Origin of the sequence: Pseudomonas sp. LAMO17WK12:I5, from assembly GCF_900215165.1 — a bacterium.
GTDB classification, from domain to species: Bacteria; Pseudomonadota; Gammaproteobacteria; order Pseudomonadales; family Pseudomonadaceae; genus Aquipseudomonas; species Aquipseudomonas putida_A.
Map to the genome: position 1 here is coordinate 83,375 of NZ_OBDS01000006.1, position 23,728 is coordinate 107,102.

General features: G+C 60.0%; 28 protein-coding genes. 15 read left to right on the forward strand and 13 right to left on the reverse strand.

The window, feature by feature from the left end; translation table 11 throughout:
• Positions 1–41: 41 nt before the first annotated feature.
• The gene (gene uraD / locus CRO59_RS11895) at positions 42–557 is read right to left on the reverse strand and encodes a 2-oxo-4-hydroxy-4-carboxy-5-ureidoimidazoline decarboxylase (RefSeq protein ID WP_097087558.1); all 516 of its coding nucleotides are present in this window, start codon (positions 555–557) and stop codon (positions 42–44) included.
• Positions 554–1,480: an allantoinase PuuE gene (puuE, locus tag CRO59_RS11900; protein ID WP_039769896.1), complete on the reverse strand. Its 927-nt coding sequence runs from the start codon at positions 1,478–1,480 to the stop codon at positions 554–556. Before puuE ends, uraD begins: the two co-directional genes overlap by 4 nt.
• Positions 1,481–1,901: 421 nt before the next feature.
• Here puuE and uraH point away from each other — a divergent pair, with 421 nt between their 5' ends.
• A complete protein-coding gene (uraH, locus tag CRO59_RS11910) occupies positions 1,902–2,255 on the forward strand; it encodes a hydroxyisourate hydrolase (RefSeq protein WP_007913983.1) in 354 nt (117 codons plus the stop codon).
• Between the two features lie 191 nt (positions 2,256–2,446).
• Here the strand turns inward: uraH and CRO59_RS11915 are convergent, their stop codons facing one another.
• The 3 genes from CRO59_RS11915 to CRO59_RS11925 all read right to left on the reverse strand — a co-directional run bounded on the left by CRO59_RS11915 (position 2,447) and on the right by CRO59_RS11925 (position 5,277).
• Complete coding sequence (locus CRO59_RS11915; protein WP_095139991.1) at positions 2,447–3,073, reverse strand: LysE family translocator; 627 nt, start codon at positions 3,071–3,073, stop codon at positions 2,447–2,449.
• Positions 3,074–3,162: 89 nt separating this feature from the next.
• Entirely contained in the window at positions 3,163–4,512 is a 1,350-nt protein-coding gene (locus CRO59_RS11920) for an NCS2 family permease (protein WP_027613339.1), read from the reverse strand.
• 318 nt (positions 4,513–4,830) lie between these two features.
• Entirely contained in the window at positions 4,831–5,277 is a 447-nt protein-coding gene (locus CRO59_RS11925) for a MarR family winged helix-turn-helix transcriptional regulator (RefSeq protein ID WP_097087806.1), read from the reverse strand.
• 82 nt (positions 5,278–5,359) lie between these two features.
• On the opposite strand from CRO59_RS11925, the gene CRO59_RS11930 reads away from it, so the two are divergent.
• Positions 5,360–6,526, forward strand: coding sequence for a PLP-dependent aminotransferase family protein (locus CRO59_RS11930; protein ID WP_097087562.1), 1,167 nt, complete (start codon positions 5,360–5,362; stop codon positions 6,524–6,526).
• 160 nt (positions 6,527–6,686) lie between these two features.
• Here the strand turns inward: CRO59_RS11930 and CRO59_RS11935 are convergent, their stop codons facing one another.
• The 5 genes from CRO59_RS11935 to CRO59_RS11955 form a co-directional block, all read right to left on the reverse strand.
• Positions 6,687–7,058 (reverse strand): glutathione S-transferase N-terminal domain-containing protein, encoded by a 372-nt coding sequence (locus tag CRO59_RS11935; RefSeq protein ID WP_007960660.1) that lies wholly within the window; start codon positions 7,056–7,058, stop codon positions 6,687–6,689.
• A 103-nt stretch (positions 7,059–7,161) separates the two neighbouring features.
• The gene (gene folE, locus CRO59_RS11940; protein WP_003442011.1) at positions 7,162–7,707 is read right to left on the reverse strand and encodes a GTP cyclohydrolase I FolE; all 546 of its coding nucleotides are present in this window, start codon (positions 7,705–7,707) and stop codon (positions 7,162–7,164) included.
• 77 nt (positions 7,708–7,784) lie between these two features.
• Positions 7,785–8,342, reverse strand: a complete 558-nt coding sequence (locus tag CRO59_RS11945; RefSeq protein WP_096797013.1) for a Smr/MutS family protein — start codon at positions 8,340–8,342, stop codon at positions 7,785–7,787.
• 74 nt (positions 8,343–8,416) lie between these two features.
• Entirely contained in the window at positions 8,417–8,737 is a 321-nt protein-coding gene (locus tag CRO59_RS11950) for a hypothetical protein (RefSeq protein WP_097087563.1), read from the reverse strand.
• A 130-nt stretch (positions 8,738–8,867) separates the two neighbouring features.
• The gene (locus tag CRO59_RS11955) at positions 8,868–9,458 is read right to left on the reverse strand and encodes a cysteine hydrolase family protein (RefSeq protein WP_003223193.1); all 591 of its coding nucleotides are present in this window, start codon (positions 9,456–9,458) and stop codon (positions 8,868–8,870) included.
• 238 nt (positions 9,459–9,696) lie between these two features.
• Between CRO59_RS11955 and prmB the strand changes: the two genes are divergently transcribed.
• On the forward strand, positions 9,697–10,605 hold the full coding sequence (gene prmB, locus CRO59_RS11960; protein WP_097087565.1) for a 50S ribosomal protein L3 N(5)-glutamine methyltransferase: 909 nt from the start codon (positions 9,697–9,699) through the stop codon (positions 10,603–10,605).
• 160 nt (positions 10,606–10,765) lie between these two features.
• Here the strand turns inward: prmB and CRO59_RS11965 are convergent, their stop codons facing one another.
• Both CRO59_RS11965 and CRO59_RS11970 read right to left on the reverse strand, forming a co-directional pair.
• Entirely contained in the window at positions 10,766–11,557 is a 792-nt protein-coding gene (locus CRO59_RS11965; RefSeq protein ID WP_097087566.1) for a hypothetical protein, read from the reverse strand.
• A gap of 99 nt (positions 11,558–11,656) precedes the next feature.
• Positions 11,657–12,610: an alpha/beta hydrolase gene (locus CRO59_RS11970; protein WP_097087808.1), complete on the reverse strand. Its 954-nt coding sequence runs from the start codon at positions 12,608–12,610 to the stop codon at positions 11,657–11,659.
• A gap of 130 nt (positions 12,611–12,740) precedes the next feature.
• Here CRO59_RS11970 and aroC point away from each other — a divergent pair, with 130 nt between their 5' ends.
• The 5 genes from aroC (at position 12,741) to mtnC (ending at position 16,958) form a co-directional block, all read left to right on the forward strand.
• Positions 12,741–13,832, forward strand: coding sequence for a chorismate synthase (gene aroC, locus CRO59_RS11975; RefSeq protein WP_097087568.1), 1,092 nt, complete (start codon positions 12,741–12,743; stop codon positions 13,830–13,832).
• Between the two features lie 31 nt (positions 13,833–13,863).
• A complete protein-coding gene (locus tag CRO59_RS11980) occupies positions 13,864–15,009 on the forward strand; it encodes an MFS transporter (protein WP_097087571.1) in 1,146 nt (381 codons plus the stop codon).
• Positions 15,006–15,632 carry a methylthioribulose 1-phosphate dehydratase gene (locus CRO59_RS11985; protein WP_097087573.1) on the forward strand — a complete coding sequence of 209 codons (627 nt, stop codon included), beginning with the start codon at positions 15,006–15,008 and terminating at the stop codon, positions 15,630–15,632. Before CRO59_RS11980 ends, CRO59_RS11985 begins: the two co-directional genes overlap by 4 nt.
• Positions 15,633–15,724: 92 nt before the next feature.
• Positions 15,725–16,270, forward strand: a complete 546-nt coding sequence (locus tag CRO59_RS11990; RefSeq protein ID WP_097087809.1) for an acireductone dioxygenase — start codon at positions 15,725–15,727, stop codon at positions 16,268–16,270.
• Positions 16,271–16,274: 4 nt separating this feature from the next.
• Entirely contained in the window at positions 16,275–16,958 is a 684-nt protein-coding gene (mtnC, locus tag CRO59_RS11995; RefSeq protein WP_027613328.1) for an acireductone synthase, read from the forward strand.
• A gap of 171 nt (positions 16,959–17,129) precedes the next feature.
• On the opposite strand, the gene CRO59_RS29260 is transcribed toward mtnC, so the two are convergent.
• Positions 17,130–17,408: a DUF3509 domain-containing protein gene (locus CRO59_RS29260; protein WP_027613327.1), complete on the reverse strand. Its 279-nt coding sequence runs from the start codon at positions 17,406–17,408 to the stop codon at positions 17,130–17,132.
• Positions 17,409–17,786: 378 nt separating this feature from the next.
• On the opposite strand from CRO59_RS29260, the gene CRO59_RS12005 reads away from it, so the two are divergent.
• From CRO59_RS12005 to CRO59_RS12035, 7 genes are all read left to right on the forward strand, one after another.
• Complete coding sequence (locus tag CRO59_RS12005) at positions 17,787–19,625, forward strand: long-chain-acyl-CoA synthetase (protein ID WP_097087575.1); 1,839 nt, start codon at positions 17,787–17,789, stop codon at positions 19,623–19,625.
• 97 nt (positions 19,626–19,722) lie between these two features.
• A complete protein-coding gene (locus tag CRO59_RS12010) occupies positions 19,723–20,241 on the forward strand; it encodes an ankyrin repeat domain-containing protein (RefSeq protein WP_097087576.1) in 519 nt (172 codons plus the stop codon).
• Positions 20,242–20,399: 158 nt separating this feature from the next.
• Positions 20,400–20,930 (forward strand): hypothetical protein, encoded by a 531-nt coding sequence (locus CRO59_RS12015; protein WP_027613324.1) that lies wholly within the window; start codon positions 20,400–20,402, stop codon positions 20,928–20,930.
• A 71-nt stretch (positions 20,931–21,001) separates the two neighbouring features.
• Complete coding sequence (locus CRO59_RS12020; protein WP_007960694.1) at positions 21,002–21,193, forward strand: PLDc N-terminal domain-containing protein; 192 nt, start codon at positions 21,002–21,004, stop codon at positions 21,191–21,193.
• Positions 21,194–21,448: 255 nt separating this feature from the next.
• Positions 21,449–22,324, forward strand: a complete 876-nt coding sequence (gene speE / locus CRO59_RS12025; RefSeq protein WP_003223223.1) for a polyamine aminopropyltransferase — start codon at positions 21,449–21,451, stop codon at positions 22,322–22,324.
• Between the two features lie 289 nt (positions 22,325–22,613).
• Positions 22,614–22,847, forward strand: a complete 234-nt coding sequence (locus CRO59_RS12030) for a hypothetical protein (protein WP_027613323.1) — start codon at positions 22,614–22,616, stop codon at positions 22,845–22,847.
• Positions 22,848–23,059: 212 nt separating this feature from the next.
• Complete coding sequence (locus CRO59_RS12035; RefSeq protein WP_007960698.1) at positions 23,060–23,407, forward strand: ribonuclease E inhibitor RraB; 348 nt, start codon at positions 23,060–23,062, stop codon at positions 23,405–23,407.
• The last annotated feature ends 321 nt before the right edge of the window (positions 23,408–23,728 follow it).

Genomic DNA, 23,728 nt, shown 5'->3' on the forward strand with positions numbered 1-23,728 from the left:
CTGGGTACTCTCCGCGTCTGATGTACTCGGGTCAGGCTTCGCTAAAGAGTCAGTAAACGGAACAGGGCGATCTTGTTGATCTCCGCCAGCGCGCATTTGAATTCGGTGTCGACCGAGTTGTGAATGCGCGTTTCGAACGCCGCGAGGATCTGATGCCGGTTGCTGCCTTTTACCGCCATGATGAAGGGAAACTTGAACTTGGCCTTGTAGGCGTCGTTCAGCTCGGTGAAGCGCTGGAACTCTTCGGCCGTGCATTGGTGAATACCGGCGCCAGCCTGTTCATTGGTGCTGGCTTCGGTCAGTTGGCCCTGGACGGCAGCTTTGCCGGCCAGGTCCGGGTGAGCGTTGATCAGCGCAAGCTGGCTGGCGTGATCGGCGCTCAACAGGATGTCGCTCATGCGCTGGTGCAGGGTTTCGATCTCGTCGATCGACGCGTCCGCGCCCAGGTCGTAGGCCTTTTCGGCCACCCATGACGAATGTTCATAGATGTCGGCGAAGGCTTTGACGAAAGCGTCGCGGCTCAGGGTCGACGGTTGCAGGGTTTGAAAGCGGCTCATTTGGCGGCCCCTTGGTACGGGTGGGTTTCGTGCCAGTGACGCGCGATGTCGACGCGACGGCTGAACCACACCTGTTCATGACTTTTGGCGTATTCGATGAAGCGCTTGAGCGACGCCAGACGCGCCGGACGGCCGATCAGCCGGCAGTGCAGACCGATCGAAAGCATCTTCGGCGCTTCGGCGCCCTCGGCGTAGAGCACGTCGAATGCGTCTTTGAGGTATTCGAAGAAATCGTCGCCCTTGTTGAAACCCTGCACCTGGGTAAAGCGCATGTCGTTGGTGTCGAGGGTGTACGGGATCACCAGGTGCGGCTTGCCGGTCGGGTTGTTCGGTTCCCAGTAGGGCAGGTCGTCGTCGTAGGTGTCGCAGTCGTAGAGGAAACCGCCTTCTTCCATCACCAGGCGTCGGGTGTTCGGGCCGGTGCGGCCGGTGTACCAGCCCAGTGGGCGCTCGCCGGTGAGTTCGGTGAGGATGCGGATCGCTTCGAGCATGTGCTCGCGCTCCTGCGCCTCATCCATGTATTGGTAATCGATCCAGCGGTAGCCGTGGCTGCAGATCTCGTGACCGGCTTCGACCATCGCGCGGATCACATCCGGGTGGCGCTGGGCGGCCATGGCCACGGCGAAGATGGTCAGCGGAATGTCGAATTCCTTGAACAGTTTCAGGATCCGCCAGACGCCGGCACGGCTGCCATACTCGTAAAGAGATTCCATGCTCATGTTGCGCGCGCCTTGCAGCGGCTGAGCAGCGACCATCTCGGAGAGGAAAGCTTCGGATTCTTTGTCGCCGTGCAGGATGTTGCGCTCGCCGCCTTCTTCGTAATTGAGCACGAAGGACAGGGCGATGCGCGCGTTGCCCGGCCAGTGTGGGTGAGGAGGGTTACTGCCGTAACCGATCAGGTCGCGTGGGTAGTCAGCGCTCACTGCAGTCTTCCTTCTTATTCGTTGACAGGTTTGTGTAACGGCCTGCACAGGCTGGCGTCACAGCGATGGGCTGATTGTATACAACTTTATTCGCAATTTGTAAGCCTGAATTTTCGCATTTTTCACCGACTGTCATCTTTTGCTAGTAATGGCGTAAACCTGCAAGAAACCTGCCTGATCAGTCAGCTAATGGATGTGAGGTTCAATAGTCAGGCGCTTTTGGGGCAGATCGGCAGTAAACGCCCGAATGGCGGGGGTGAGGTGAAAAATGTCGTTTTTATTGTGTACAATTTTTTTGAAAAGTGTCTTAATCAGTCGCTCGCCGCAACTTTTCGTGCTCCGAATCGGTGCGGTCTCCTTTTTATCTGACTTCGGGAGGCGCGAAGTCTGACTGCTCTTTGCGGCCAGGCGCGCAGAATCAATGGGACGTTTGACAACACACGTTTTGGACGCTGCACATGGTTGCCCGGGCAGCTCGATCAAGGTCGAGCTGTACCGCGTTGAAGGTTCGCATCTGGAATTGGTCGCCAGTGCCGTTACCAACAGCGATGGCCGGGTCGACGCGCCGTTGCTGCAAGGCGATGACTACCGCACCGGGGTCTATCAGGTGCAGTTCCACGCCGGCGATTATTACCGCGCCCGTGGCGTGCAACTGCCGGAACCGGCGTTCCTCGACGTGGTGGTGCTGCGTTTCGGCATCTCCGCCGAACAGGATCACTATCACGTGCCACTGCTGATTTCGCCTTACAGCTATTCCACCTATCGGGGCAGCTGACCCCAAGCAGCAGCCCCTACCGGGAAGCGACTGCGCATATAGCTTCTTTGGTCTTTCGCCCGCTCACACTGCGGGCTTTTTTTCGGCCCTGAGAAAGTGGTGTCTGGTCTGACGCCTTCGCGAGCAAGCTCGCTCCCACAAGGGAATGCATTCCAAATGTGGGAGGGGGCTTGCTCGCGAAGCTTTTGCTGTCAGCGGCTTAGCAGCGACGCAGCGCCCGCACCACTGAACAATCCGGCACTCACCCGGTTGAACCAGCTCTGTCCCTTGCCGCTGCGCAGATACCGCGCCGCACCGTGCGCACCCAGCCCGTAAGCCAGCTTGCAGCACAGGTCGAGCACCGTCCAGGTTGCAATCATGATCAGCAACTGCGGCAGGAAGGGCTGCTCCGCGCTGAGGAACTGCGGCAGAAATGCGGCGAAGAACAGGATGTCTTTCGGGTTACTCGCGCCCAAGACAAAAGCGCGGCCGAACAGGGTGCGAAAACGCGGCAGCGGTGCGGCTTGCGGCACTTCGGCGCCTACCGACGGCTGACGCGATTGCTGCCAGCTCTGCCAGGCGAGGTAGAACAGGTACAGCGCGCCGACGATTTTCAGGGCGCTGAACAGTTGTTCCGAGGCCAGCAGCAGGGCGCCCAGTCCCAGCGCCGATGCGCTGAGCAGGCAGATCGAGGCGATCACGCCGCCGAGAAATGCCGGGTAAGAGCGGCGCAAGCCGTAGTTCAGACTGTTGCTGATCATCAGCAATGACAGCGGCCCCGGAATCAGGATCACCACCAATGCCGCGCCGCTGAACAGCAGCCAGGTTTCCAGACTCATCACTTTGCTCCTTTTTTGTTGTACTCAAGAATGTGCAAAAGCCCCACCCGCGAGGGTGAGGCTGGTTTGACGCTTGAACCGCGTGACGCTTACAAGAAGATGAACTTGGCGATGAAGATCGCGCAGAGCACCCACAGGCTGACGGAAATTTCCTTGTACTTGCCGGTGCCGGCCTTCAACGCCACGTAGGTGATGAAGCCCAGCGCGATGCCGTCGGCGACCGAGAAGGTCAGCGGCATCATGATCGCGGTGACGATCGCCGGGATGGCGTCAGTGGCTTCATCCCATTCGATGTGGGCCATGCCGCCCATCATCAGCATCGCGACATAAATCAGCGCACCGGCGGTGGCGTAAGCCGGAATCATCCCGGCCAGCGGTGCGAAAAACATCGCGGCTATAAATAGCACACCCACGGTGACTGCGGTAAGACCAGTCCGACCACCAGCGGCTACGCCAGCGGCACTTTCCACATAGCTTGTTACCGGAGGGACACCGACCACCGCGCCGAAGACGCTGGAGGCGCTGTCGGCTTTCATCGCCCGGGAAAGGTTTTCGATACGCCCGTCAGCGTTGACCAGATTGGCCCGCTGGGCGACGCCCATCAGGGTGCCGGCGGTGTCGAACATGTGCACGAAGAGGAAAGCCAGCACCACGCTGATCATGCTGACGTTGAACACGCCCGCGACGTTCATTGCCATGAACGTAGGCGCCAGGCTTGGCGGGGTCGACATGATCCCTTCGTAGTGCACGATGCCCAGGCCCCAACCGGCGAGGGTCACGGTGATGATGCTGATGAGGATCGCACCGAAGACTTTGTGGTAGCTGAGGATCGCGATCATCAGGAAGCAGATCGCCGCCAGCAGCGGGCCGGGTTCACGCAGGGAGCCGAGTTTGATCAGGGTGGCCGGGCTGTCGACGACAATGCCAGCGGTTTTCAGACCAATCAGCCCGAGGAACAGGCCGACGCCAGCGCCCATCGCAAAGCGCAGGCTGACCGGGATGCTGTTGAGCAGCCATTCGCGAATCCGCGAGAAGGTCAGGATCATGAACAACACACCGGAAACGAACACCGCACCAAGCGCGGTTTCCCAGTTGTAGCCCATGGTGCCGACCACGGTGTAAGTGAAGAAGGCGTTGAGGCCCATGCCCGGTGCCAGGCCCACCGGCCAGTTGGCGTACAGGCCCATCAGCAGGCAGCCGAGTGCGGCGGCGATGCAGGTGGCGACGAAGGCTGCACCGTGATCGATCCCGGCATCGGCCATGATGTTCGGGTTGACGAAGATGATGTAAGCCATGGTGATGAAGGTTGTCAGACCGGCAATCAGCTCGGTCTTCACCGTGGTGCCATGCAAGCTGAGTTTGAAGATGCGCTCCAGCACGCCTGTGCGTAAGGGCGGCGAGAGTTCCAGCGTCGATGCTTCGGATTTGCGGCTTTCCACAGCGAGTACTCCTCAAGAGTTTTATTGTTATTTCCAGGGCCGGACCCATGAGGGGTGGCAGCAGCCCTTTGAGGCATACGCGAATTTGTTGACCATGCGGTCAGGAACTCGCACGCAGTGGATTATGCTTTTGTGTACAAATAAAGCAAATATTGTTTTTGGTTTTGTTTACGAAAGGTCAGGCGATAGGGATATATCGCCTGTTCTGGCCTCTTCGGGAGCAAGCCCCCTCCCACAGTGGATCTCCAGTGGACCCGAATAATGGGTAATCAGCAGAGCCCTGTGGGAGGGGGCTTGCTCCCGAAGAGGCCAGTCCAGTCAATCGAGAAGTGACTGAGTGTTCCCAAGTGCCATATTCACCGCCAACCACCCATTCACCGCCGCCTCCCCAGCCTCAGCAAACACCCGCTCGAGCAATTTCACCTGCTCACGCCGCAACGCCTGCTCAAACTTCTCACCTTCAGTAGTCAGCTCCAGCAGGCGCTTACGCTTGTCTGCCTCCGACGCCACGCTTTCCACAAGGTGCATTTCCTGCAGCTGGCGCAACGGCATGTTCAGCGCCTGTTTGCTGACGCCGAGCAAACCCAACAATTCCTTCACACTCAAATTCGGATAACGCGCGATGAAGAACACAATCCGCTGATGCACCCGGGACAGGCCGCGCCGCTCGAGCATTTCATCAGCCTTGGCGGTGAACGCCTGATAGCCGAAGAAAAACGCTTCCATCGCCTGTTGCTGGCTGGCGGGGTTTTTAAGGTCAAGCATGTTGACGTACTCGCTCAAGCTGTCGTAGTTTCAGTCAACCAGTTTGACTCATTTTTCCCAGGCCTCGCTACCGGTGACTCCCATGGCTTTTTCCGAACGTGTTTCGCGTCTTAAAAGTTCTCTGATCCGTGAAATCCTCGCCGCCGCCCAGCGCCCGGAGGTGATGTCGTTTGCCGGCGGCTTGCCGGCCGAAGCCATGCTGCCGAAAGTCGAATGGGCCGACATGCCGCTGTCCCTTGGCCAATACGGCATGAGCGAAGGCGAGCCGGCGCTGCGTGAAGCGCTGGCGGCGCAGGCGCGAGCGTTGGGGCTGGAGTGCACGGCGAGTCAGGTGCTGGTGGTCAGCGGTTCCCAGCAGACCCTGGATCTGGCGGCCAAGTTATACATCGACAAAGGCACCGAAATCCTGCTGGAGGCGCCGACCTATCTGGCCGCGCTGCAGATCTTCCAGCTGTTCGGCGCCGAGTGCCTGACCGTGCCGCAAGAGGCCGATGGCCCGAATCTGGCCCAACTGCGCAGTCGCCTTGAGCAACATCGCCCGGCGTTCATCTACCTGATCCCGACGTTCCAGAACCCCTCCGCCGTGCGCTACAGCGAAGCCAAGCGCGCCGCCGTCGCCGCATTGCTCGATGAATTCGGCGTGACCCTGATCGAAGACGAGCCGTACCGCGAATTGACGTTCGATGGCGGCAGCGCCAAACCGATTGCCGGGCGTTTGCAGAAAGCCAGCTGGATCTACACCGGCACCGTGTCGAAAACCTTGCTGCCGGGTTTGCGCGTCGGCTACCTGATCGCCAGCCCGGACTTGTTTCCACACCTGCTCAAGCTCAAGCAATCGGCAGATCTGCACACCAACCGCATCGGCCAGTGGCAGGCGCTGCAATGGATCGGCACGGAAAAGTATCAGCAGCATTTGAGTGAGTTGCGTGGGTTCTACCGTGAGCGGCGCGATGCTTTCCAGTCAGCGCTGGAAACGCATTTTTCCGATCTGGCGGACTGGAACATGCCACAGGGCGGGTTGTTTTTCTGGCTGACGCTGAAGCAACCGCTGGATACGCGGACGTTGCTCAACGAGGCGCTGGCCAATGATGTGGCGTTCATGCCGGGCGAGCCGTTCTTTCCCGAACCGGATAAAAACCTCGGGCACCTGCGTTTGAATTTCAGCCACATCGACCCGGCGCGACTGGATGAAGGGTTGAAGCGGTTGGCGGCGGTGGTGAGGCAGGCGCAACTAGACAAAGCAGCCTGAAAAAAATAAACCGGCTCGAGGGCCGGTTTATTTTTGACTGGAATTTGTGGTGGCTGAGTAGGCCTCTTCGCGAGCAGGCTCGCTCCCACAGTGGAAATGCATTCCAAAGGGTGGGAGCGAGCCTGCTCGCGAAGGCGTCAATCAACCCACCACATAATCATCAGACCGCCGCAAACCGCTTATCCAGATAATCAATGATCACCTTGGACTCATACATCCAGGTCGTCTGCCCATTCTCTTCAATGCGCAGGCACGGCACCTTGATCTTGCCGCCCTGGTCCAGCAGGGTCTGGCGATCCTGTTCATTGTTCTTCGCGTCCTTCAGTGCGACCGGCACATTCAGGCGACGCAGCGTACGACGGGTTTTCACGCAGAACGGGCAGGCGTGGAACTGATACAGGGTCAGGCCTTTGGCGGCGGCGTTGACTTGCGCCTGTACCTCCGCCGGGCGCTGTTTCTTGCCCGGGCGGGTGATGAAGTCGATGAAGATGATCAGTTGGCCAAGGCCGACACGAAGCGCTTTTACGAACACGTTGAAAGCCTCACGGTGCAAAGAGAGAAGGGCGCGCAGCTTACCCGATTTTTCACGGACGAAAAAAAACCGGCGATCAACGCCGGTTTTTTTCTGCAGCCGATTACTTGATCAGGCTGAGGAACTCGCTGCGAGTCGCCGCGTTTTCGCGGAACTCACCGAGCATCACCGAAGTGATCATCGACGAATTCTGTTTCTCGACACCGCGCATCATCATGCACATGTGCTTGGCCTCGATCACCACGGCCACGCCCAGCGCACCGGTGACTTGCATCACCGCATCGGCGATCTGGCGGCTGAGGTTTTCCTGGATCTGCAGACGGCGGGCGTACATGTCGACGATCCGCGCGACCTTCGACAGGCCCAGCACCTTGCCGCTCGGGATGTACGCAACGTGCGCCTTGCCGATGAACGGCAGCAGGTGGTGTTCGCACAACGAGTACAGCTCGATGTCCTTGACCAGCACCATCTCGCTGTTGTCGGAGCTGAACAGGGCACCGTTGGTGACCTCTTCGAGCGTCTGTTCATAACCGCGGCAGAGGTACTGCATGGCTTTGGCGGCACGCTTTGGCGTGTCGAGCAGGCCCTCGCGGGACACGTCCTCGCCCAATTGGCCGAGAATCGCGGTGTAATTCTGTTCCAGGGACATGAAACTACCTGTGGGGATTTTCGCAAAGGGCAAGGGTACGGTGGCGGACACAACCCTGCAAGTTCGGTGTAACGCGATTATTCGTCGCGGCCTTCCATCATCGTGCGTTTGAGCATCACGTACACCGCACCGGCACCGCCGTGTTTCGCCTGGCACGAGGTGAAACCGAGCACTTGCGGATGCTGACGCAGCCAAGTGTTGACGTGGCTTTTGATCATCGGCCGCTTGCCGTCCAGGCGCACGGCCTTGCCGTGGGTGACGCGCACGCAGCGGATTTCGAATTTGGTCGCTTCGGCGAGAAAGGCCCAGAGGGTCTCGCGGGCTTTTTCGACGTTCATGCCGTGCAGGTCGAGGCTGCCTTCGAACGGGATCTGGCCGATCTTGAGCTTGCGCATCTGGCTTTCCTGCACCCCGTCGCGGGCCCACATCAGCTCGTCTTCGGGGCCGACGTCGATCACGAACTGATCGGACAGGCCATCCACGGTGGTGGTGTCGGTGCGCACGGTGGCGGACTGGCGCAGTTTGGCGATCTGCGCGCGGTCAGCCTTGGGTTTGCCAGTGTCGGCGCGGTCGTGCTTGATCGGCTTGACGCCTTGGATCGCACTTTTGAACAGGGAAAAATCGTCGTCTTGCATGTCAGCCTCCGCGAAGGGCGGCCAGTTTACCCAAGTCGAAACAAAACGGCCCGGCAAAAAGCCAGGCCGTGGAGTCAGTCGTGTTTTTTCATCAGGTGCGGGGACATGTTCAGCTCCCGCGATTGCCTGGCGCGACGCCGGCATCGACGCCACAGCGCCACACCGAAATACAGGAACAACAAGCCGATCGCGAGAATGATCGCCGAACCCATCGGCGTGGCATTCAAATCGCCGAGCGCCGGCGGGCGTCCCAGCAGGCTGGCGGCACCGGCCATCGCCAGCAGCACACCGAACGTCGCCAGAATGGCGGCGATCGCTGCGCCGAATCGAAAACGCCAGTTGCTTTGGCCTTTGGGCCGCAAGCGGCGTGCGTCAAATCCATCGGATAACTTCATTCCGACCTTCCTCAATGGGTATCGGCCCTTCGACCGGGAGTTGACCGGGTTGTTCCTGAGGCTAAGGCAATTGAAGCAAATGCGAGGCTTTTGCGGATGAGCGGCGCGGTGAGCCGCTCATCAGAGCAGATCAGATCAGATCTTGAGTCAGGGCAAGGGTGGCGAAGTTGTCGGCCATGATCGCCATTTCCGCTTCCTGGACCACGGCGGCACTGAGCACGCGGCCCTTGAACGGCAGGTCACGGGTGGCGCAGGCGTCTTCGACCAGGGTGCAACGGAAGCCCAGGTTCTTCGCCGCGCGCACGGTGGTGCTGACGCTGGAGTGGCTCATGAAACCGCAGACGATCAGGTCCAGCGAGCCAAGATTCTGCAAACGGTCGAGCAGTTCGGTGCCATGGAACGCGCTCGGCAGCAGTTTGCCGATGATGGTTTCGTCGCCCTGTGGCTCAAGGCCGGGGATGAATTCGCCGCGTTCGCCCTGCGGGTCGAACAGGCCACCGACGGTGCCGAGATGACGCACGTGCACGATCGGCCGACCGGCTGCACGGGCCGCGGCGACCAGTTGTTTGATGTTCGCGACGGCCGCGTCCATGCCGCTCAGGGCCAGCGGGCCACTGAGGTACTCTTTCTGGGCATCGATGATGACCACGGTGGCATGGCTCAGTGTGGCCGCTGCGTAACCGCGGCCGCTGAGTTGAAACATCGTTTTTGGAACGGACATTCGGGGCTCCTTGGGGTGGGGCTTTTGCGGCATTGTCCTCTGGCTGAGCGGTTCTGTGAACCGCTACCATCGTAGGCAGCGTCGTTATTGGCCTGCAGCCTTGTCAAGTTACACGTTCTGTTCAATAGCTGATGCAAAAAACAGAAAAGTCCTACTGTCGGCCGCGAATGTTTCCCGCGTCGTCGTGACGCGTTTTGGCTGGTAGAATCGCCAGTCGTTTTTTCTGGAGTTCTGCCCCGTGATCACTTCCCGACTTCGTACCCTGCGCGACCACATCCGTTGGGCCGTCAGCCGCTTCCATGGGGAGGATCTGTTTTTCGGCCATGGCACCGACAACGCCTGGGATGAAGCCCGGCAGTTGGTGCTCGGTGCCTTGCACCTGCCGTGGGAGATCGCCGACAGCTACCTCGACTGTGCGCTGGAAGACGACGAACTGGTCAACCTGCAACGCCTGCTCAAGCGCCGCATCGAAGAGCGCATCCCGACTGCGTACCTGCTGGGCGAGGCGTGGTTCTGCGGCATGTCGTTCATCGTCGATGAGCGCGTGCTGATCCCGCGTTCGCCGATTGGCGAGCTGATCGAAAACCGCTTCGCACCGTGGATCGGCGACGAGCCGGCACGCATCCTCGACCTGTGCACCGGCTCGGGCTGCATCGGTATCGCCTGTGCCTACGAGTTCCAGAACGCCGAAGTGGTGCTGGCGGACCTGTCGTTCGAAGCGCTGGAAGTGGCCAACCAGAACATTGAGCGCCATGGCGTCGATGAGCGTGTGTACACCGTGCAGGGCGATGGTTTCGATGGCCTGCCGGGGCAGCGTTTCGACCTGATCGTGTCGAACCCGCCGTACGTTGATGCCGAAGATTTCGCCGACATGCCGGACGAATACCAGCACGAACCGGAGCTGGGTCTGGCCTGCGGAGATGACGGTCTGAACCTGGTACGGCGGATGCTCGCCGAAGCGGCGGATCACCTGACCGAGAAGGGGCTGTTGATCGTTGAAGTGGGCAATAGTCAGGTACACGTCGAAGCGTTGTACCCGGAAGTCGACTTCGCCTGGCTCGATTTCGAGCGCGGCGGACATGGCGTGTTCATGCTGACGGCGGAGCAGTGCCGCGATCATCAGGCCTTGTTCGCTTCCCGCGTCTGACCTGACTGACTTTTGTGGCGAGGGAGCTTGCTCCCGCTGGTCTGCGAAGCAGACCCAAAATATGCAATGACGGTGCACCAGACATACCGCATGTGCATGTTTTACGACTGCTTCGCAGTCGAGCGGGAGCAAGCTCCCTCGCCACAGGTCAACGCTGATTTCAGCGGTGCGTGGCAATCCAGATCAACAACCCTGCCTGAAACACCGCAAACGCCACCAGACAGGTAATGGTAAAGCGCAATCCAGCGTCTTCACGCTTGAACTTGCTGACCTTCTCTTCCTGCTTCTTCAGCTTCACTTCCTGCTCGGCCAGGTTCTGCTCGGCCTGTTGCAGCATCTGCGCCGCTTCGAGAATCTCGACGATCTGCAGCTTTTCGCTGTTCCAGTCGCCCAGCAGGTCACCGACCTGCACCTCTTTGACGCTGCCCTTCAAATGCTGGGCGTCGGCGTAGACCACGTCAAAACCATGCACGCGCAAGAAGTGATCGCGACGCAGACGGGTGTCTTCGTTCAGCGCGTCCTTGTTGTTCAGGTCCATGCCGTCGACGGTGTAGGCGGGCCAGCGTTTTTTCGCCCAGTTGATGCCTTGCGCGGCCATGAAACGGCCGATGCCACGGTTCAACGGTTCGATCTGCAAACCGCTGTCGGGGCCGAAGTGCACACGTTTGCTGGTGTGATCGACCCACACGTCGAGGTGGTTCTGCTCTTTGCGCACGCGCTGACCGGGCAGTTTGATCGCCATGCGCATCAGGCTGTGTTCTTTGTTGTTGCGCTCGGCGTAGCCGAACTCGACAAAGCGCAACGGCCGGCCACCGGTGTGACGGTCAGTCTGCAACGGCGCCAGGCGGAGCATCTTGTGGTGCTCGACGCTGACGTCCGCCCATGGCAGCTCGACCGCTGGCGGTGCGTCTTTTTCAGCGGTGGTGTCGGGTGAAGTCGGGGTATCAGTCATAACGGCGAGATCCTGTCCAAGCCCTGCTTGTCGCCAGCCGGTACGCTGGCGACAAAGGCTTATCGGCCGTTTTTTTCAGGACTGGAGGGTAAACACCGTTTAACGGCTGCGAAGTCCGGCAATAAATTCGATGAGTTTGCCGCCCAGCTCCGCCGCCAGTGGCAAATTCGGGTCCTTGTACGAGGCCAATTGCCGCTTCACATCGGCGGGGACGATGCGCATGACGTGGTTCATGCCTTCGATCACCACCAGTTCGGCGTCGGGTTTGGCGGCTTTCAGCGCCTGCGCATCGCCGACGCCGACCTGCATGTCGTTGCTGCCCTGGACGATGAGCGCCGGCATCTTCAGTTGCGCAAAAGCCTTGGCCGGGTCCTGGCGGAACAGCGAAATCAGATACGGCTGCACGCTCGGCCGGAAAATCGGTTGCAGTGGCGCCGGCACGTCGGCATCGGTGTGACCGGCCTTGAGGCTGTCGAGAATCTGGTTGCTGCGCAACATCAACGGTGGCGGCAGGCTGCGCGCCAGTTGCTCGCGGATCACCTGATCCACCGGGCGGGCACTGCCGGACAGCGAAATCAGCGCAGCGGCGTCGGCACGCGGGGCGGCGAGGGTGGCAATCAGTGCACCTTCGCTGTGACCGAGCAGAATCAACGGGCCGAAACGCGGGTCGCTTTTCAGCTTCTGGCTCCACGCCACGGCGTCGTCGACGTAGCCTTCCACCGACAGATTGCGCTCGTCAGGTGTGGCCGGCCGGCTCGCAGCCACCCCGCGCTTGTCGTAGCGCACGCTGGCGATGTTGTGCTTGGCCAGCACCCAGGCCAGCCGCTTGAGGCTGTCATTGCGCCCGCCATCGGGGTTATTGCCGTCACGATCTGTAGGACCGGAGCCGGCAAGGATCAGGACAACCGGCACTGGGTTGTCGGATTTTGGCAGCAACAGCGAGCCGAAAAGTTCACCGCTCCCGGTATCCAGAGAGATCGGGCGCTGCAGGACAGTCGCGTGGGCAAAGCCGGTAAACAGGGTAAGACTCAAGATCAGAACTCGCAGCATCATCACGCCATCATTCGCCAAGGTGCCGGTTGGACTCACCAACACCACTAAGGTTCGAGGATGAACTACTCGGTTAGCCTGCGTATACTGGCGCGCATCACGAATTCGGGTTTGATTTCACGGAGCGTCCTGCATGTCCGGCAATACCTACGGCAAGTTGTTCACTGTCACCACCGCTGGCGAGAGCCATGGTCCGGCGTTGGTCGCCATTGTCGACGGCTGCCCGCCGGGCCTGGAGATCTCCCTCGAAGACCTGCAGCGCGACCTTGATCGGCGCAAGCCAGGCACCAGCCGCCACACCACCCAGCGTCAGGAAGCCGATGAGGTCGAAATCCTTTCCGGCGTGTTCGAGGGCCGCACCACCGGTTGCTCGATCGGCCTGCTGATCCGCAACACCGACCAGAAGTCCAAGGACTACTCGGCGATCAAGGATCTGTTCCGCCCGGCGCACGCCGACTACACCTACCACCACAAATACGGCGAGCGCGACTACCGTGGTGGCGGTCGCAGCTCGGCGCGGGAAACTGCGATGCGTGTAGCGGCAGGTGCGATTGCCAAAAAGTATCTGGCCAGCCAGGGCATCGTCATCCGTGGCTACATGAGCCAGCTCGGTCCGATCGAAATCCCGTTCAAGACCTGGGATTCGGTGGAAGAGAACGCTTTCTTCAGCCCGGATCCGGACAAGGTCCCGGAACTGGAAGCCTACATGGACCAGTTGCGCCGCGATCAGGACTCGGTCGGGGCGAAGATCACCGTAGTCGCCGAAGGCGTGATGCCGGGCCTCGGCGAGCCGATTTTCGACCGCCTCGACGCTGAACTGGCGCATGCGCTGATGAGCATCAACGCGGTGAAAGGCGTGGAAATCGGCGCCGGTTTCGCCTGCGTCGCCCAGCGCGGCACCGAGCATCGCGATGAACTGACCCCGCAAGGTTTCCTCAGCAACAATGCTGGCGGCATCCTCGGCGGCATCTCGTCCGGTCAGCCGATCGTCGCGCACCTGGCGTTGAAGCCGACGTCGAGCATCACCACCCCGGGCCGTTCGATCGACATCCACGGCAACCCGGTGGACGTGATCACCAAGGGCCGTCACGACCCGTGCGTCGGCATCCGCGCCACGCCGATTGCCGAAGCGATGATGGCCATCGTGCTGATGGATCACCTGCTGCGTCATCGTGGGCAGAACGCCGACGTGCGCGTCAGCACCCCGGTGCTGGGTCAGCTTTGATGGTTGATCGCCAAGCCGTCGCGGTCTGACCGTGGCGGCGCTCCCGTACTGGCGGCTGTCCAGTTTCTATCTGTTCTATTTCGCCTTGCTCGGTTCGACAGCGCCGTTTCTGGCGCTGTACTTCGATCACCTCGGCTTCAGCCCCGCGCGCATCGGCGAGCTGGTGGCGATCCCGATGCTGATGCGCTGTGTGGCGCCGAACATCTGGGGCTGGCTCGGCGACTACACCGGCAAACGCCTGGCCATCGTGCGCTTCGGTGCGGTGTGTACGCTGCTGACGTTCTCGCTGATTTTCGTCAGCAAGACCTACGCCTGGCTGGCGATGGTCATGGCGTTGCACGCGTTCTTCTGGCATGCGGTGCTGCCGCAATTCGAAGTCATCACGCTCGCGCACTTGCAGGGGCAAACCGCGCGCTACAGCCAGATTCGCCTGTGGGGCTCGATCGGTTTCATCATCACCGTGGTCGCGCTGGGCCGTTTGTTCGAATGGCTGAGCCTCGACATCTACCCGGCGGCGCTGGTGCTGATCATGGCCGGCATCGTCCTCAGCAGCCTGTGGGTGCCGAACGCGCAGCCACCGCAAGGTAATCGGCCGAGCGGGGAGGGCTTTCTCAAGCAGCTGCGCAGCCCCGGTGTGCTGGCGTTTTACGCCTGTGTCGCGCTGATGCAGATGAGCCACGGCCCGTATTACACCTTTCTGACCTTGCACCTTGAACGCCTCGGTTACACACGCGGCACAATCGGCATGCTCTGGGCCGTGGGCGTGGTCGCCGAAGTGCTGATGTTCATGGCCATGAGCCGGATTCTCGCGCGGTTTTCCTTGCGCCGGGTGCTGATGGCGAGTTTTCTGCTGGCGGCGCTGCGCTGGTTGCTGCTAGGTTCGTTCGCCGAATTCCTCTGGGTGCTGTTGTTCGCGCAGGTGCTGCACGCGGCGACTTTCGGCAGCTTTCATGCGGCTGCCATCGCCTTCGTGCAACGTAGTTTCGGTGCGCGTCAGCAAGGTCAGGGCCAGGCGCTGTACGCCGCGCTGGCCGGTACTGGCGGCGCGCTCGGCGCGTTGTATTCCGGTTACAGCTGGAATGCCCTCGGCGCCACATTGACCTTTAGTATTGCCAGTCTCGCGGCGCTCGCTGCTGCCGTTATCATTGCCACACGTATGCAAGAGGACAGGCCATGAGCCTTACGCGTGAACAACTCGCCCAGCAAATCGTCGACGCCGGGCGTTTTCTTTATGGTCGCGGCTGGTCACCGGCCACCAGCAGCAATTACTCGACGCGTCTGTCGCCGAGCGAAGCGCTGCTGACCGTGTCCGGCAAGCACAAGGGCCAGTTGGGCCTGGACGACGTGCTCGCCACGGATTTGTCCGGCAACAGCCTGGAACCGGGCAAAAAGCCCTCGGCCGAAACCCTGCTGCACACTCAGCTCTACAGCTGGCGCGCGGAAATCGGCGCGGTGCTGCACACCCATTCGGTGAACGCCACAGTGCTGTCGCGCCTGACGCCGGAAGACTTCATCGAGTTCGAAGACTACGAGCTGCAAAAAGCCTTCAGCGGCATCTCCACCCACGAATCGCGGGTGCGCGTGCCGATTTTCGACAACGATCAGGACATTGCGCGCCTCGCCGCCAAGGTGCAGCCTTGGCTCGACGCCCATCCCGATTGCGTCGGTTATCTGATTCGCGGCCACGGCCTCTACACCTGGGGCGCGCAGATGAGCGATGCCCTGCGGCAGATCGAGGCCTTCGAATTCCTGTTTGAATGCGAGTTGAAAACCCGCAGCGTCATGAACCGCCAAAGCTGACTTCACCAGAAGCCGCCCATTTGCCTGATCAAATGCACTGCCCGACCGGTCTGCAAGAGCCGGACGGCAAGGCCGATACCGAGGAATTGCCCATGAGCAGCCTGTCCGTCTATCACGTATCCAGCCCCGAGATTCCGAACAAGGTGCTGACCCATTTCGAAGACATCGCCTCGACGCTCGCCGAGCAGGGCGTGCGCTTCGACCGCTGGCAAGCCGCGGCGAAGATCCAGCCCGGTGCCAGCCAGGAAGAAGTGATCAGCGCCTATCAGGAGCAGATCGACAAACTGATGACCGAGCGCGGTTACATCACCGTCGATGTGATCAGCCTCAACAGCGACCACCCGCAAAAAGCCGAACTGCGCGCCAAGTTCCTTGAAGAACACCGCCATGGCGAAGACGAAGTGCGCTTTTTCGTTGCCGGTCGTGGCCTGTTTACCCTGCACATCGACGAGTATGTCTACGCGGTGTTGTGCGAGAAGAACGACCTGATCTCGGTGCCGGCCGGTACCAAGCACTGGTTCGACATGGGCGAGCACCCGCACTTCGTGGCGATTCGCCTGTTCAACAACCCGGAAGGCTGGGTCGCGAATTTCACCGGCGAAGACATCGCCGGGCGCTTCCCACGTCTGGAGGACTGAGCCGATGCCGATCAAAGCCATTGTCACTGACATTGAAGGCACCACCAGCGCGGTGAGTTTCGTTTTTGATGTGCTGTTCCCGTATGCGGCCAAACACCTGCCGGACTTCGTGCGACAGAACGCCGAACGTGCCGATGTGGCTGAGCAACTCGACGCCGTGCGCCGCGACAGCAATGCACCGCAGGCCGATGTTGAACGGGTTGTTGAAATTCTCTTGAGCTGGATCGAGGAAGATCGCAAAGCCACGCCGCTCAAAGCCTTGCAAGGCATGGTCTGGGCGCAGGGTTATCACGCCGGGCAGTTGAAGGGCCACGTGTACCCGGATGCCGTTGAAGCGCTCAAGCGCTGGCATCAGGCCGGTTATCAACTGTTTGTGTATTCGTCGGGTTCGATCCAGGCGCAGAAGCTGATCTTTGGCTGCTCCGAGGCGGGAGATCTGACACCGCTGTTCAGCGGGTATTTCGATACCACGTCGGGGCCCAAGCGTGAGGCGCAGTCTTACACCAACATTCAACAGGCGATTGGTGTCGAGCCGCAGGACATTCTGTTTCTGTCCGACATTGTTGAGGAGCTGGATGCCGCTCAATCGGCAGGCCTGCAGACCTGCGGCCTGGCGCGCGAGGGTGGGGAGCTGGGAAGCCATATCACCGTCGACAGCTTCACCGGCATCGAACCCGAAGCCTTCTAACCACACAAGTCTCTGTAGGAGCTGCGGAACGCTGCGATCTTTTGACTTTGATTTAAAAGATCAAGATCAAAAGATCGCAGCCTTCGGCAGCTCCTACATAAGAATCGCGTACAAACAAAAGGCCGTGGAGCAGATGCTCCACGGCCTTTTTTGTTTAATGCGTTTACATATTTACAGCGAGTGATACGTCGGCAGAGCAAAACGCTGCTGGCTTTGCAGCATCGCAATCTGCGGCAGCTCACTGGCTTCTTCCGCCAGGTCACGACGGATCGCGCTGATCGCCCACGACAGTTGGTCGGCGTTGTGCATTTGCTGATACGTGAGGGCGCGCTTGAACACTTTGCCTTCGCTGCTGCGCAGAGTCAGCAGGATCCCGCCATCGGGACGTGGCGCAGTGGTGACGTTGAAGTTGGAGAACAGCGAGGTAAATTTTTCTTGGATCAGGCTCATGTCTTTCAGCTCCGTATGCACTTGAATGGCAAGCATGCAGAGGAGGTTGCAGCGATTGTGCCAGCACGCCGAAAAATAAAAACGTATATAAATCAATAAGTTAAAAATCGTGAAATTTGCATGGCTCGTGCAATCTGCATGAATGGCCATCGTGCATCCTGCATTTTGCGGGATTCTCATGAGTTGAACGGAACCAAACGGCAAAGGCGCAATCACTGCCACCAGGCGTGACAGGGCGGATACAAAACATTGCAAAAACCGCGTGTACAGCCCGCGAAGCGCTGACGTATTTTCGATCTCGACCTTGCCCACCACGCAGGTCATGCCCACAGCCCGAACAATAAAAAAACGGCCGACCAGGCCGACCGGGGAGCAGCCATGCGTCACGCGTCGAGCGACACGATTACCTGGGGCATGATGCTCCGCAAACTGCCGACCATCGCCAAAACCATTCCACGGGTGGTCAAGGGCATGAAAGTCGCCAATGTCACGGATCCGACCCAAACGTGTGGCCTCGGCTGGACCTTCGAGCAAGCAACCCTGCGCAACCCCGAGGGTCTGGCGATCCTGCAGGACAATGTCTTGCTGACCTATACGCAGGTCAACCAGTGGGCCAATCGCATCGCCCACTATCTGAGCGCGCAGGGGATCGGCAAGGGCGATGTGGTCGCGGTGTTCATCGAAAACCGTCCCGAGCTGCTGGTGACCATTCTGGCGCTGGCCAAACTCGGCGCGGTCAGTGCGCTGCTCAATACTTCGCAGACCCGCGACACGCTGATCCACAGCGTGAACCTGGTGGCGCCGGTGGCGATTGTGCTTGGCGAGGAACTGCAGCCAGCGTTTTCTGCAATCCGCGAGCAAGTGTCGATCGCCGCGTCGCGCACCTGGTTCATCGCTGACCGTGACACCTATAGCCACCCGGGTATTGCGCCCGAGGGCTACATCAACCTGATCAGCGCCAGTGCCGACGCTTGCGCTGAAAACCCGCCCAGCAGCGGCGAAGTGTTCTTCAACGATCCGTGCTTTTACATCTACACGTCGGGTACCACCGGCCTGCCCAAGGCCGGGGTGTTCAAGCACGGCCGCTGGATGCGCAGCTCGGCCAGCTTCGGCATGATCGCCCTGAACATGAGCCCCGACGACGTCGTCTATTGCACCTTGCCGCTGTACCACGCCACCGGCCTATGCGTGTGCTGGGGCTCGGCGATCAACGGCGCCTCCGGGTTCGCGATCCGTCGCAAGTTCAGCGCCAGCCAGTTCTGGAATGACGTGCGCCGTTATCGCGCGACCACCATCGGCTATGTCGGCGAGCTGTGCCGTTATCTGGTCGATCAACCGGCCAGCGCCGACGACAGCCGTCACCCGGTGCGCAAGATGATCGGCAACGGCTTGCGTCCCGGCGCCTGGGCCGAATTCAAGACCCGGTTTGCCGTCGAGCACATCTGTGAGCTGTACGCGGCAAGCGACGGCAACATCGGCTTCAGCAACATTCTCAACTTCGACAACACCATCGGTTTTTCGCTGATGGCCTGGGAGCTGGTGGCGTACGACCACGACAGCGGTGAGCCGTTGCGCAGCGCCGATGGTTTCATGCGCAAGGTCGGCAAGGGCGAGCAGGGCTTGCTGCTGGCGCGGATTGATGAAAAGGCACCGCTGGATGGCTATACCGACCCGCAGAAAACCGCCAGGGTGGTACTGCACGACGTGTTCAGCAAGGGCGACCGCTTCTTCAACACCGGCGACCTGCTGCGCAATATTGGCTTCGGCCACGCGCAGTTCGTCGATCGACTCGGCGACACCTATCGCTGGAAGGGCGAAAACGTCTCGACCACTGAAGTGGAAAACCTGCTGCTGCAGCATCCGCATATCTCTGAGGCCGTCGCCTACGGCGTCGAAGTGCGCAACACCAACGGTCGCGCCGGCATGGCCGCAATCACGCCCGCCGAATCCCTCGCGACCTTGGATTTCGCCGAATTGCTGGCGTTCGCCCGCCAGCGTATGCCGGCCTATGCGGTGCCGCTGTTCTTGCGGGTGAAGGTGAAAATGGAAACCACCGGGACCTTCAAATACCAGAAGACCCGGCTGAAAAACGAGGGCTTCGACCCCGGCCAGACAGGTGATGATCCGATTTACGCGTGGCTGCCTGGCACCCAGACTTACGTGCAAGTGACGGACGAAATTCTGGCCGATATTCATCAAGGCAAATACCGCTATTGAGATTGGCTATGGCCTGACTTGAGAAAAAGGGGGTGACAGCTATCGTCGCGCTCGGGAAACTGTCGGCTTTGCGAATAACCGAAAGTGGAGTTGCCCTATGTCTGACCAGAGCCGCCAGATGACCCCTGAAGAAGCTGCCGAATTCACCGAGCAGGTTTTCAACAAGGCGCGCGAGGGTGATGCGCTGATGCTTGATCGGCTGATCAGCGCCGGTTTGCCGGTGAACCTGAAAAACAGCAAGGGCGACACGCTGCTGATGCTCGCCAGTTATTACGGCCACGTTGACGCGGTCCAGGTACTGCTCAAGCACAAGGCCGACCCGGAAATGCGTAACGGCAACGGCCAGAGCCCGATTGCCGGCGCCGCGTTCAAGGGCGATCTGGCGGTGGTCAAGGCGCTGGTGGAAGCGGGCGCCGAGATCGAAGGTTCGTCCTTCGACGGCCGCACCGCGTTGATGATGGCGGCGATGTTCAACCGTGTTGAAATCGTTGAATACCTGATCAGCAAGGGCGCCGATCCGCAAGCCAAGGATGCCAACGGCATCACCGCGCTGGACGCGGCCCGCACCATGGGCGCGGTCGATACCACGGCACAGCTGGAAAAACTGCTGGCCTGATAAGGTCAAAAGATCGCAGCCTGCGGCAGCTCCTACAGGTCTCACATTCGTTCGCCAAATGGGCGCGGAACTTGTAGGAGCTGCCGCAGGCTGCGATCTTTTGCTTTGTGCGCTATCCTCCGCGCCCTCAAATTCAACCTTCCACAGGATCCGCCCTCATGAAAGCCGCACTCGTCGAACTCATCAGCAAAATCAGCTCCGGCTGCATGGGCGAGGACGAGATCCTGAATGTGGCGGACGAAGCGGCGCAGGCCTACGCTGATGCCGACGCCTTTCTGGCAGCCAACCCGGACATCAACTACGACGACACCTTCCCGATCCCGCTGGGCGAGTGGGTGGTGGTCGGCAGCCTGCCGGAAACCGTGCTGTTCCAGGCTGATACCTACGCTGACCTGTTCGCGCAGATCGTCGCCTCGTTCGGCCCGGGCGTCGATTTCAATCTCAAGCCCAAGCAACTGGCCAAGACCGAAGCGCTGACTGCGCTCAACCGCATCCAGGTGCAGATGAGCAGCCTGAACAAGGAAAACGGCGGTTACACGCTGATGAACTTCAGCCAACTGCTCGATGATGAGCTGCAAGTGGTGCTGGTCTACGGCAACGACGTGCCACGGGTGCTGGAGCTGTGCGCCGAAGTCGGCATCGCTGCCGCGCCTTCGCTGGAAGCGCTGAAAGTCGCCGTTCACGTCTGAACGCAATAAAAGGGAACCCTGCGCGCGACCGTCTATCCTAAAAGTGCATGCCACTATTCTGGAGCGACACCATGGGTTCCACGTTCAACGGTCTGATTGGTCTGATCATTCTTGCCCTCGATATCTGGGCGATCATCAACGTACTGAAAAGCGGCGCCGAGACCGGGATGAAAATCCTCTGGGTTCTGCTGATCATCCTCCTGCCAGTACTGGGCCTGATCATCTGGGCGATCGCCGGGCCACGGGGCAATGTGCGGGTCTGACGCTTTCCCGAAAACACGCTGATCCCCTGTGGGAGCGGGCTTGCTCGCGAAGGCGATTGTTCAGTCGAAACACAGGTTGAATGACACTCCGCTTTCGCGAGCAAGCCCGCTCCCACATTGGTCTTGCGATACCTCCAGAGTGTGCTCTGTCGGAGGAAGGTTCGACCTGTCATCTTCGGCAACGTAGAATGCGCGCCTTTCCCGGGAAATCGTCCCCCACGATTGGCGCCCGCGCATTCATCGGAGCACTTGACCATGACCGTCACCAAAACCAGCGAGTACCTGGAAACCCTCTACGAAGGCTACGGCCAGCGTTTTCGCATGGAAAAACTGCTGCACGAAGTGCGCACCGAACACCAGCACCTGGTGATTTTCCAGAACCCGCGCATGGGCCGGGTGATGGCGCTGGACGGCGTGATCCAGACCACCGAAGCCGATGAATTCATCTACCACGAAATGCTCACCCACGTGCCGATCCTCGCCCACGGCACTGCCAAGCGCGTGCTGATCATCGGCGGCGGCGACGGCGGCATGCTGCGCGAAGTGACCAAGCACGCCGGCGTCGAGCACATCACCATGGTCGAGATCGACGGCACCGTGGTCGACATGTGCAAGGAATTCCTGCCGAACCACTCCAAGGGTGCCTACGACGATCCAAGGCTGAACCTGGTGATCGACGACGGCATGCGTTTCGTCGCCACCACCACGGAAAAATTCGACGTGATCATCTCTGACTCCACCGACCCGATCGGCCCGGGCGAAGTGCTGTTCTCGGAGAACTTCTATCAGGCCTGCCACCGTTGCCTGAACGAAGGCGGGATCCTCGTGACCCAGAACGGCACGCCGTTCATGCAGATCGATGAAGTCAAAACCACTGCCGGTCGCCTGCGCAGCCTGTTCCCGGACTGGCACTTCTATCAGGCAGCGGTGCCGACCTACATCGGCGGTTCGATGACCTTCGCCTGGGGCTCGACCAACCCGGCCTACCGCAAGCTGAGCCGTGAAACCCTGCAACAGCGGTTCATCGGCAGCGGCATCGTCACCCGCTATTACAACCCGGAAATCCACATCGGCGCATTCGCGCTGCCGCAGTACGTGCTGCAGGCGATCAACAAGCCAAGCAACGACTGACGCACTATTCCCGGATCGGTGATAGATCCCCTGTGGTGAGGGGATTTATCACCGACCGGCTGCGCAGCAGTCGTAAAATCGGCAGACGCGTTGGAACTGACACTATGCGTTCGCCGAATTCAGGGACGCTTCGCGCCCATCGGGGATGAATCCCCTCGCCACACAAGCCTGTTTCCCCATCGGTTAATTTTTTTTCATGTTGGTCCGCTGCAATCCTTTTGAACGATCAATCTCGCCAAAAGTCGAGATGGTAGTAAGCCCATTTGCGGGTTTGATCGAGGAGGCACCGATGCAAAAGTGGAAAGTCACTTTCGTGGACGATCATGGTGAAATTGTCGATGAGGTGTTCGAGCGCGCGGAATGCCCCAGCGACGACGAGGCTGCACGCCTGATCAAGGAACGGCTCCTGCCGGTGGCCGCCGAACTGGATATGAACGATCTTGAAGGGCGCACCACCGATGCTGGCGTGAAAAGCCTGAAAACCCAGAACAGCATCGAAATCCGCAGTATCACGCCAATCTGAAATTCTTCCTGTCACTTGAAGCACCAGGCCTTGGCAGCAGCTCTATCTTGGGGCTACTCTGCAAGCGAGATCAGCGAAACAATCGCTAAGGTCTGGTCTTGTCAGCTACATGCTTGTTTCCCGCGTGCAACCACGTTGCCGAAGTACTTTGGCCTGTAAGGCCCGGGGCGGGAATACGGAAAGTCTATCCATCTATCCGAGGGGGACGATTCATGAGCACAGCCTATCAAGAAGACATCAGCAGCAATGTTCTGCGCCGCATGAAAGAAGGCGGTTTCGACTTTTCCCGGTTCCATCCGATCGAGTTCTACGCCATTTTCCCGGACGAGGAGCGGGCGCGCAGGGCGGCAGGCAAATTTCGTGGTGAATCCATCAATGCCCAGGTCAGTGCGCGCGACGATGGCGCCTGGTCGCTGGAACTGAGCAAAGTGATGTACGCAACCTATGACGACATTGGCGATTTCGAGCAGGGCTTCTCTGCCGTGGTCGAGCCGCTGGGCGGCATCATCGAGGGCTGGGGCGTCAAGCAGGAGGTGCGTAACCGCCATCGTCTGAACTGATCTCTGGTTTCAGGTATTGAGCAACGGCTGACCTTCGGGTTGGCCGTTGTCGTTTCTGGCCGCCGGATAGCCCGTGGCAAAACCCTGAAACAAGAATCCCGGGCAAAAAAAAGCCACCGGAGAGGGTGGCTAAAGGGAAGACCGATAAGGAGAGGAAACCGGTCAGGGTTACGGCCTGCGGGGACTGCGCGGGCAGTCCGGGTCAGTGGAGCTGAAACCTTCACCGGGGAAGTTTTCAGCGAATGCGCCGATTATCCGCAGCTCGGTGCGAGCGGTGAAATCAACTCTGACTATGCTGGTGATAGGCGATGCAATGCGTCG

What these genes read in the sequence shown, in the direction of transcription:
- CRO59_RS12010 (WP_097087576.1), top strand. Translation starts at nt 19,723, where the DNA reads ATGTCTGACCAGAGCCGCCAGATGACCCCTGAAGAAGCTGCCGAATTC.
- CRO59_RS11985 (WP_097087573.1), top strand. Translation starts at nt 15,006, where the DNA reads ATGAGCCTTACGCGTGAACAACTCGCCCAGCAAATCGTCGACGCCGGG.
- folE (WP_003442011.1), bottom strand. Translation starts at nt 7,707, where the DNA reads ATGTCCCTGGAACAGAATTACACCGCGATTCTCGGCCAATTGGGCGAG.
- CRO59_RS11970 (WP_097087808.1), bottom strand. Translation starts at nt 12,610, where the DNA reads ATGATGCTGCGAGTTCTGATCTTGAGTCTTACCCTGTTTACCGGCTTT.
- CRO59_RS29260 (WP_027613327.1), bottom strand. Translation starts at nt 17,408, where the DNA reads ATGAGCCTGATCCAAGAAAAATTTACCTCGCTGTTCTCCAACTTCAAC.
- CRO59_RS11945 (WP_096797013.1), bottom strand. Translation starts at nt 8,342, where the DNA reads ATGCAAGACGACGATTTTTCCCTGTTCAAAAGTGCGATCCAAGGCGTC.
- mtnC (WP_027613328.1), top strand. Translation starts at nt 16,275, where the DNA reads ATGCCGATCAAAGCCATTGTCACTGACATTGAAGGCACCACCAGCGCG.
- speE (WP_003223223.1), top strand. Translation starts at nt 21,449, where the DNA reads ATGACCGTCACCAAAACCAGCGAGTACCTGGAAACCCTCTACGAAGGC.
- CRO59_RS12005 (WP_097087575.1), top strand. Translation starts at nt 17,787, where the DNA reads ATGCGTCACGCGTCGAGCGACACGATTACCTGGGGCATGATGCTCCGC.
- CRO59_RS12035 (WP_007960698.1), top strand. Translation starts at nt 23,060, where the DNA reads ATGAGCACAGCCTATCAAGAAGACATCAGCAGCAATGTTCTGCGCCGC.
- CRO59_RS11950 (WP_097087563.1), bottom strand. Translation starts at nt 8,737, where the DNA reads ATGAAGTTATCCGATGGATTTGACGCACGCCGCTTGCGGCCCAAAGGC.
- CRO59_RS12020 (WP_007960694.1), top strand. Translation starts at nt 21,002, where the DNA reads ATGGGTTCCACGTTCAACGGTCTGATTGGTCTGATCATTCTTGCCCTC.
- CRO59_RS12015 (WP_027613324.1), top strand. Translation starts at nt 20,400, where the DNA reads ATGAAAGCCGCACTCGTCGAACTCATCAGCAAAATCAGCTCCGGCTGC.
- CRO59_RS12030 (WP_027613323.1), top strand. Translation starts at nt 22,614, where the DNA reads ATGCAAAAGTGGAAAGTCACTTTCGTGGACGATCATGGTGAAATTGTC.
- aroC (WP_097087568.1), top strand. Translation starts at nt 12,741, where the DNA reads ATGTCCGGCAATACCTACGGCAAGTTGTTCACTGTCACCACCGCTGGC.
- CRO59_RS11915 (WP_095139991.1), bottom strand. Translation starts at nt 3,073, where the DNA reads ATGAGTCTGGAAACCTGGCTGCTGTTCAGCGGCGCGGCATTGGTGGTG.
- uraD (WP_097087558.1), bottom strand. Translation starts at nt 557, where the DNA reads ATGAGCCGCTTTCAAACCCTGCAACCGTCGACCCTGAGCCGCGACGCT.
- uraH (WP_007913983.1), top strand. Translation starts at nt 1,902, where the DNA reads ATGGGACGTTTGACAACACACGTTTTGGACGCTGCACATGGTTGCCCG.
- CRO59_RS11925 (WP_097087806.1), bottom strand. Translation starts at nt 5,277, where the DNA reads ATGCTTGACCTTAAAAACCCCGCCAGCCAGCAACAGGCGATGGAAGCG.
- CRO59_RS11955 (WP_003223193.1), bottom strand. Translation starts at nt 9,458, where the DNA reads ATGTCCGTTCCAAAAACGATGTTTCAACTCAGCGGCCGCGGTTACGCA.
- CRO59_RS11965 (WP_097087566.1), bottom strand. Translation starts at nt 11,557, where the DNA reads ATGACTGATACCCCGACTTCACCCGACACCACCGCTGAAAAAGACGCA.
- CRO59_RS11930 (WP_097087562.1), top strand. Translation starts at nt 5,360, where the DNA reads ATGGCTTTTTCCGAACGTGTTTCGCGTCTTAAAAGTTCTCTGATCCGT.
- CRO59_RS11990 (WP_097087809.1), top strand. Translation starts at nt 15,725, where the DNA reads ATGAGCAGCCTGTCCGTCTATCACGTATCCAGCCCCGAGATTCCGAAC.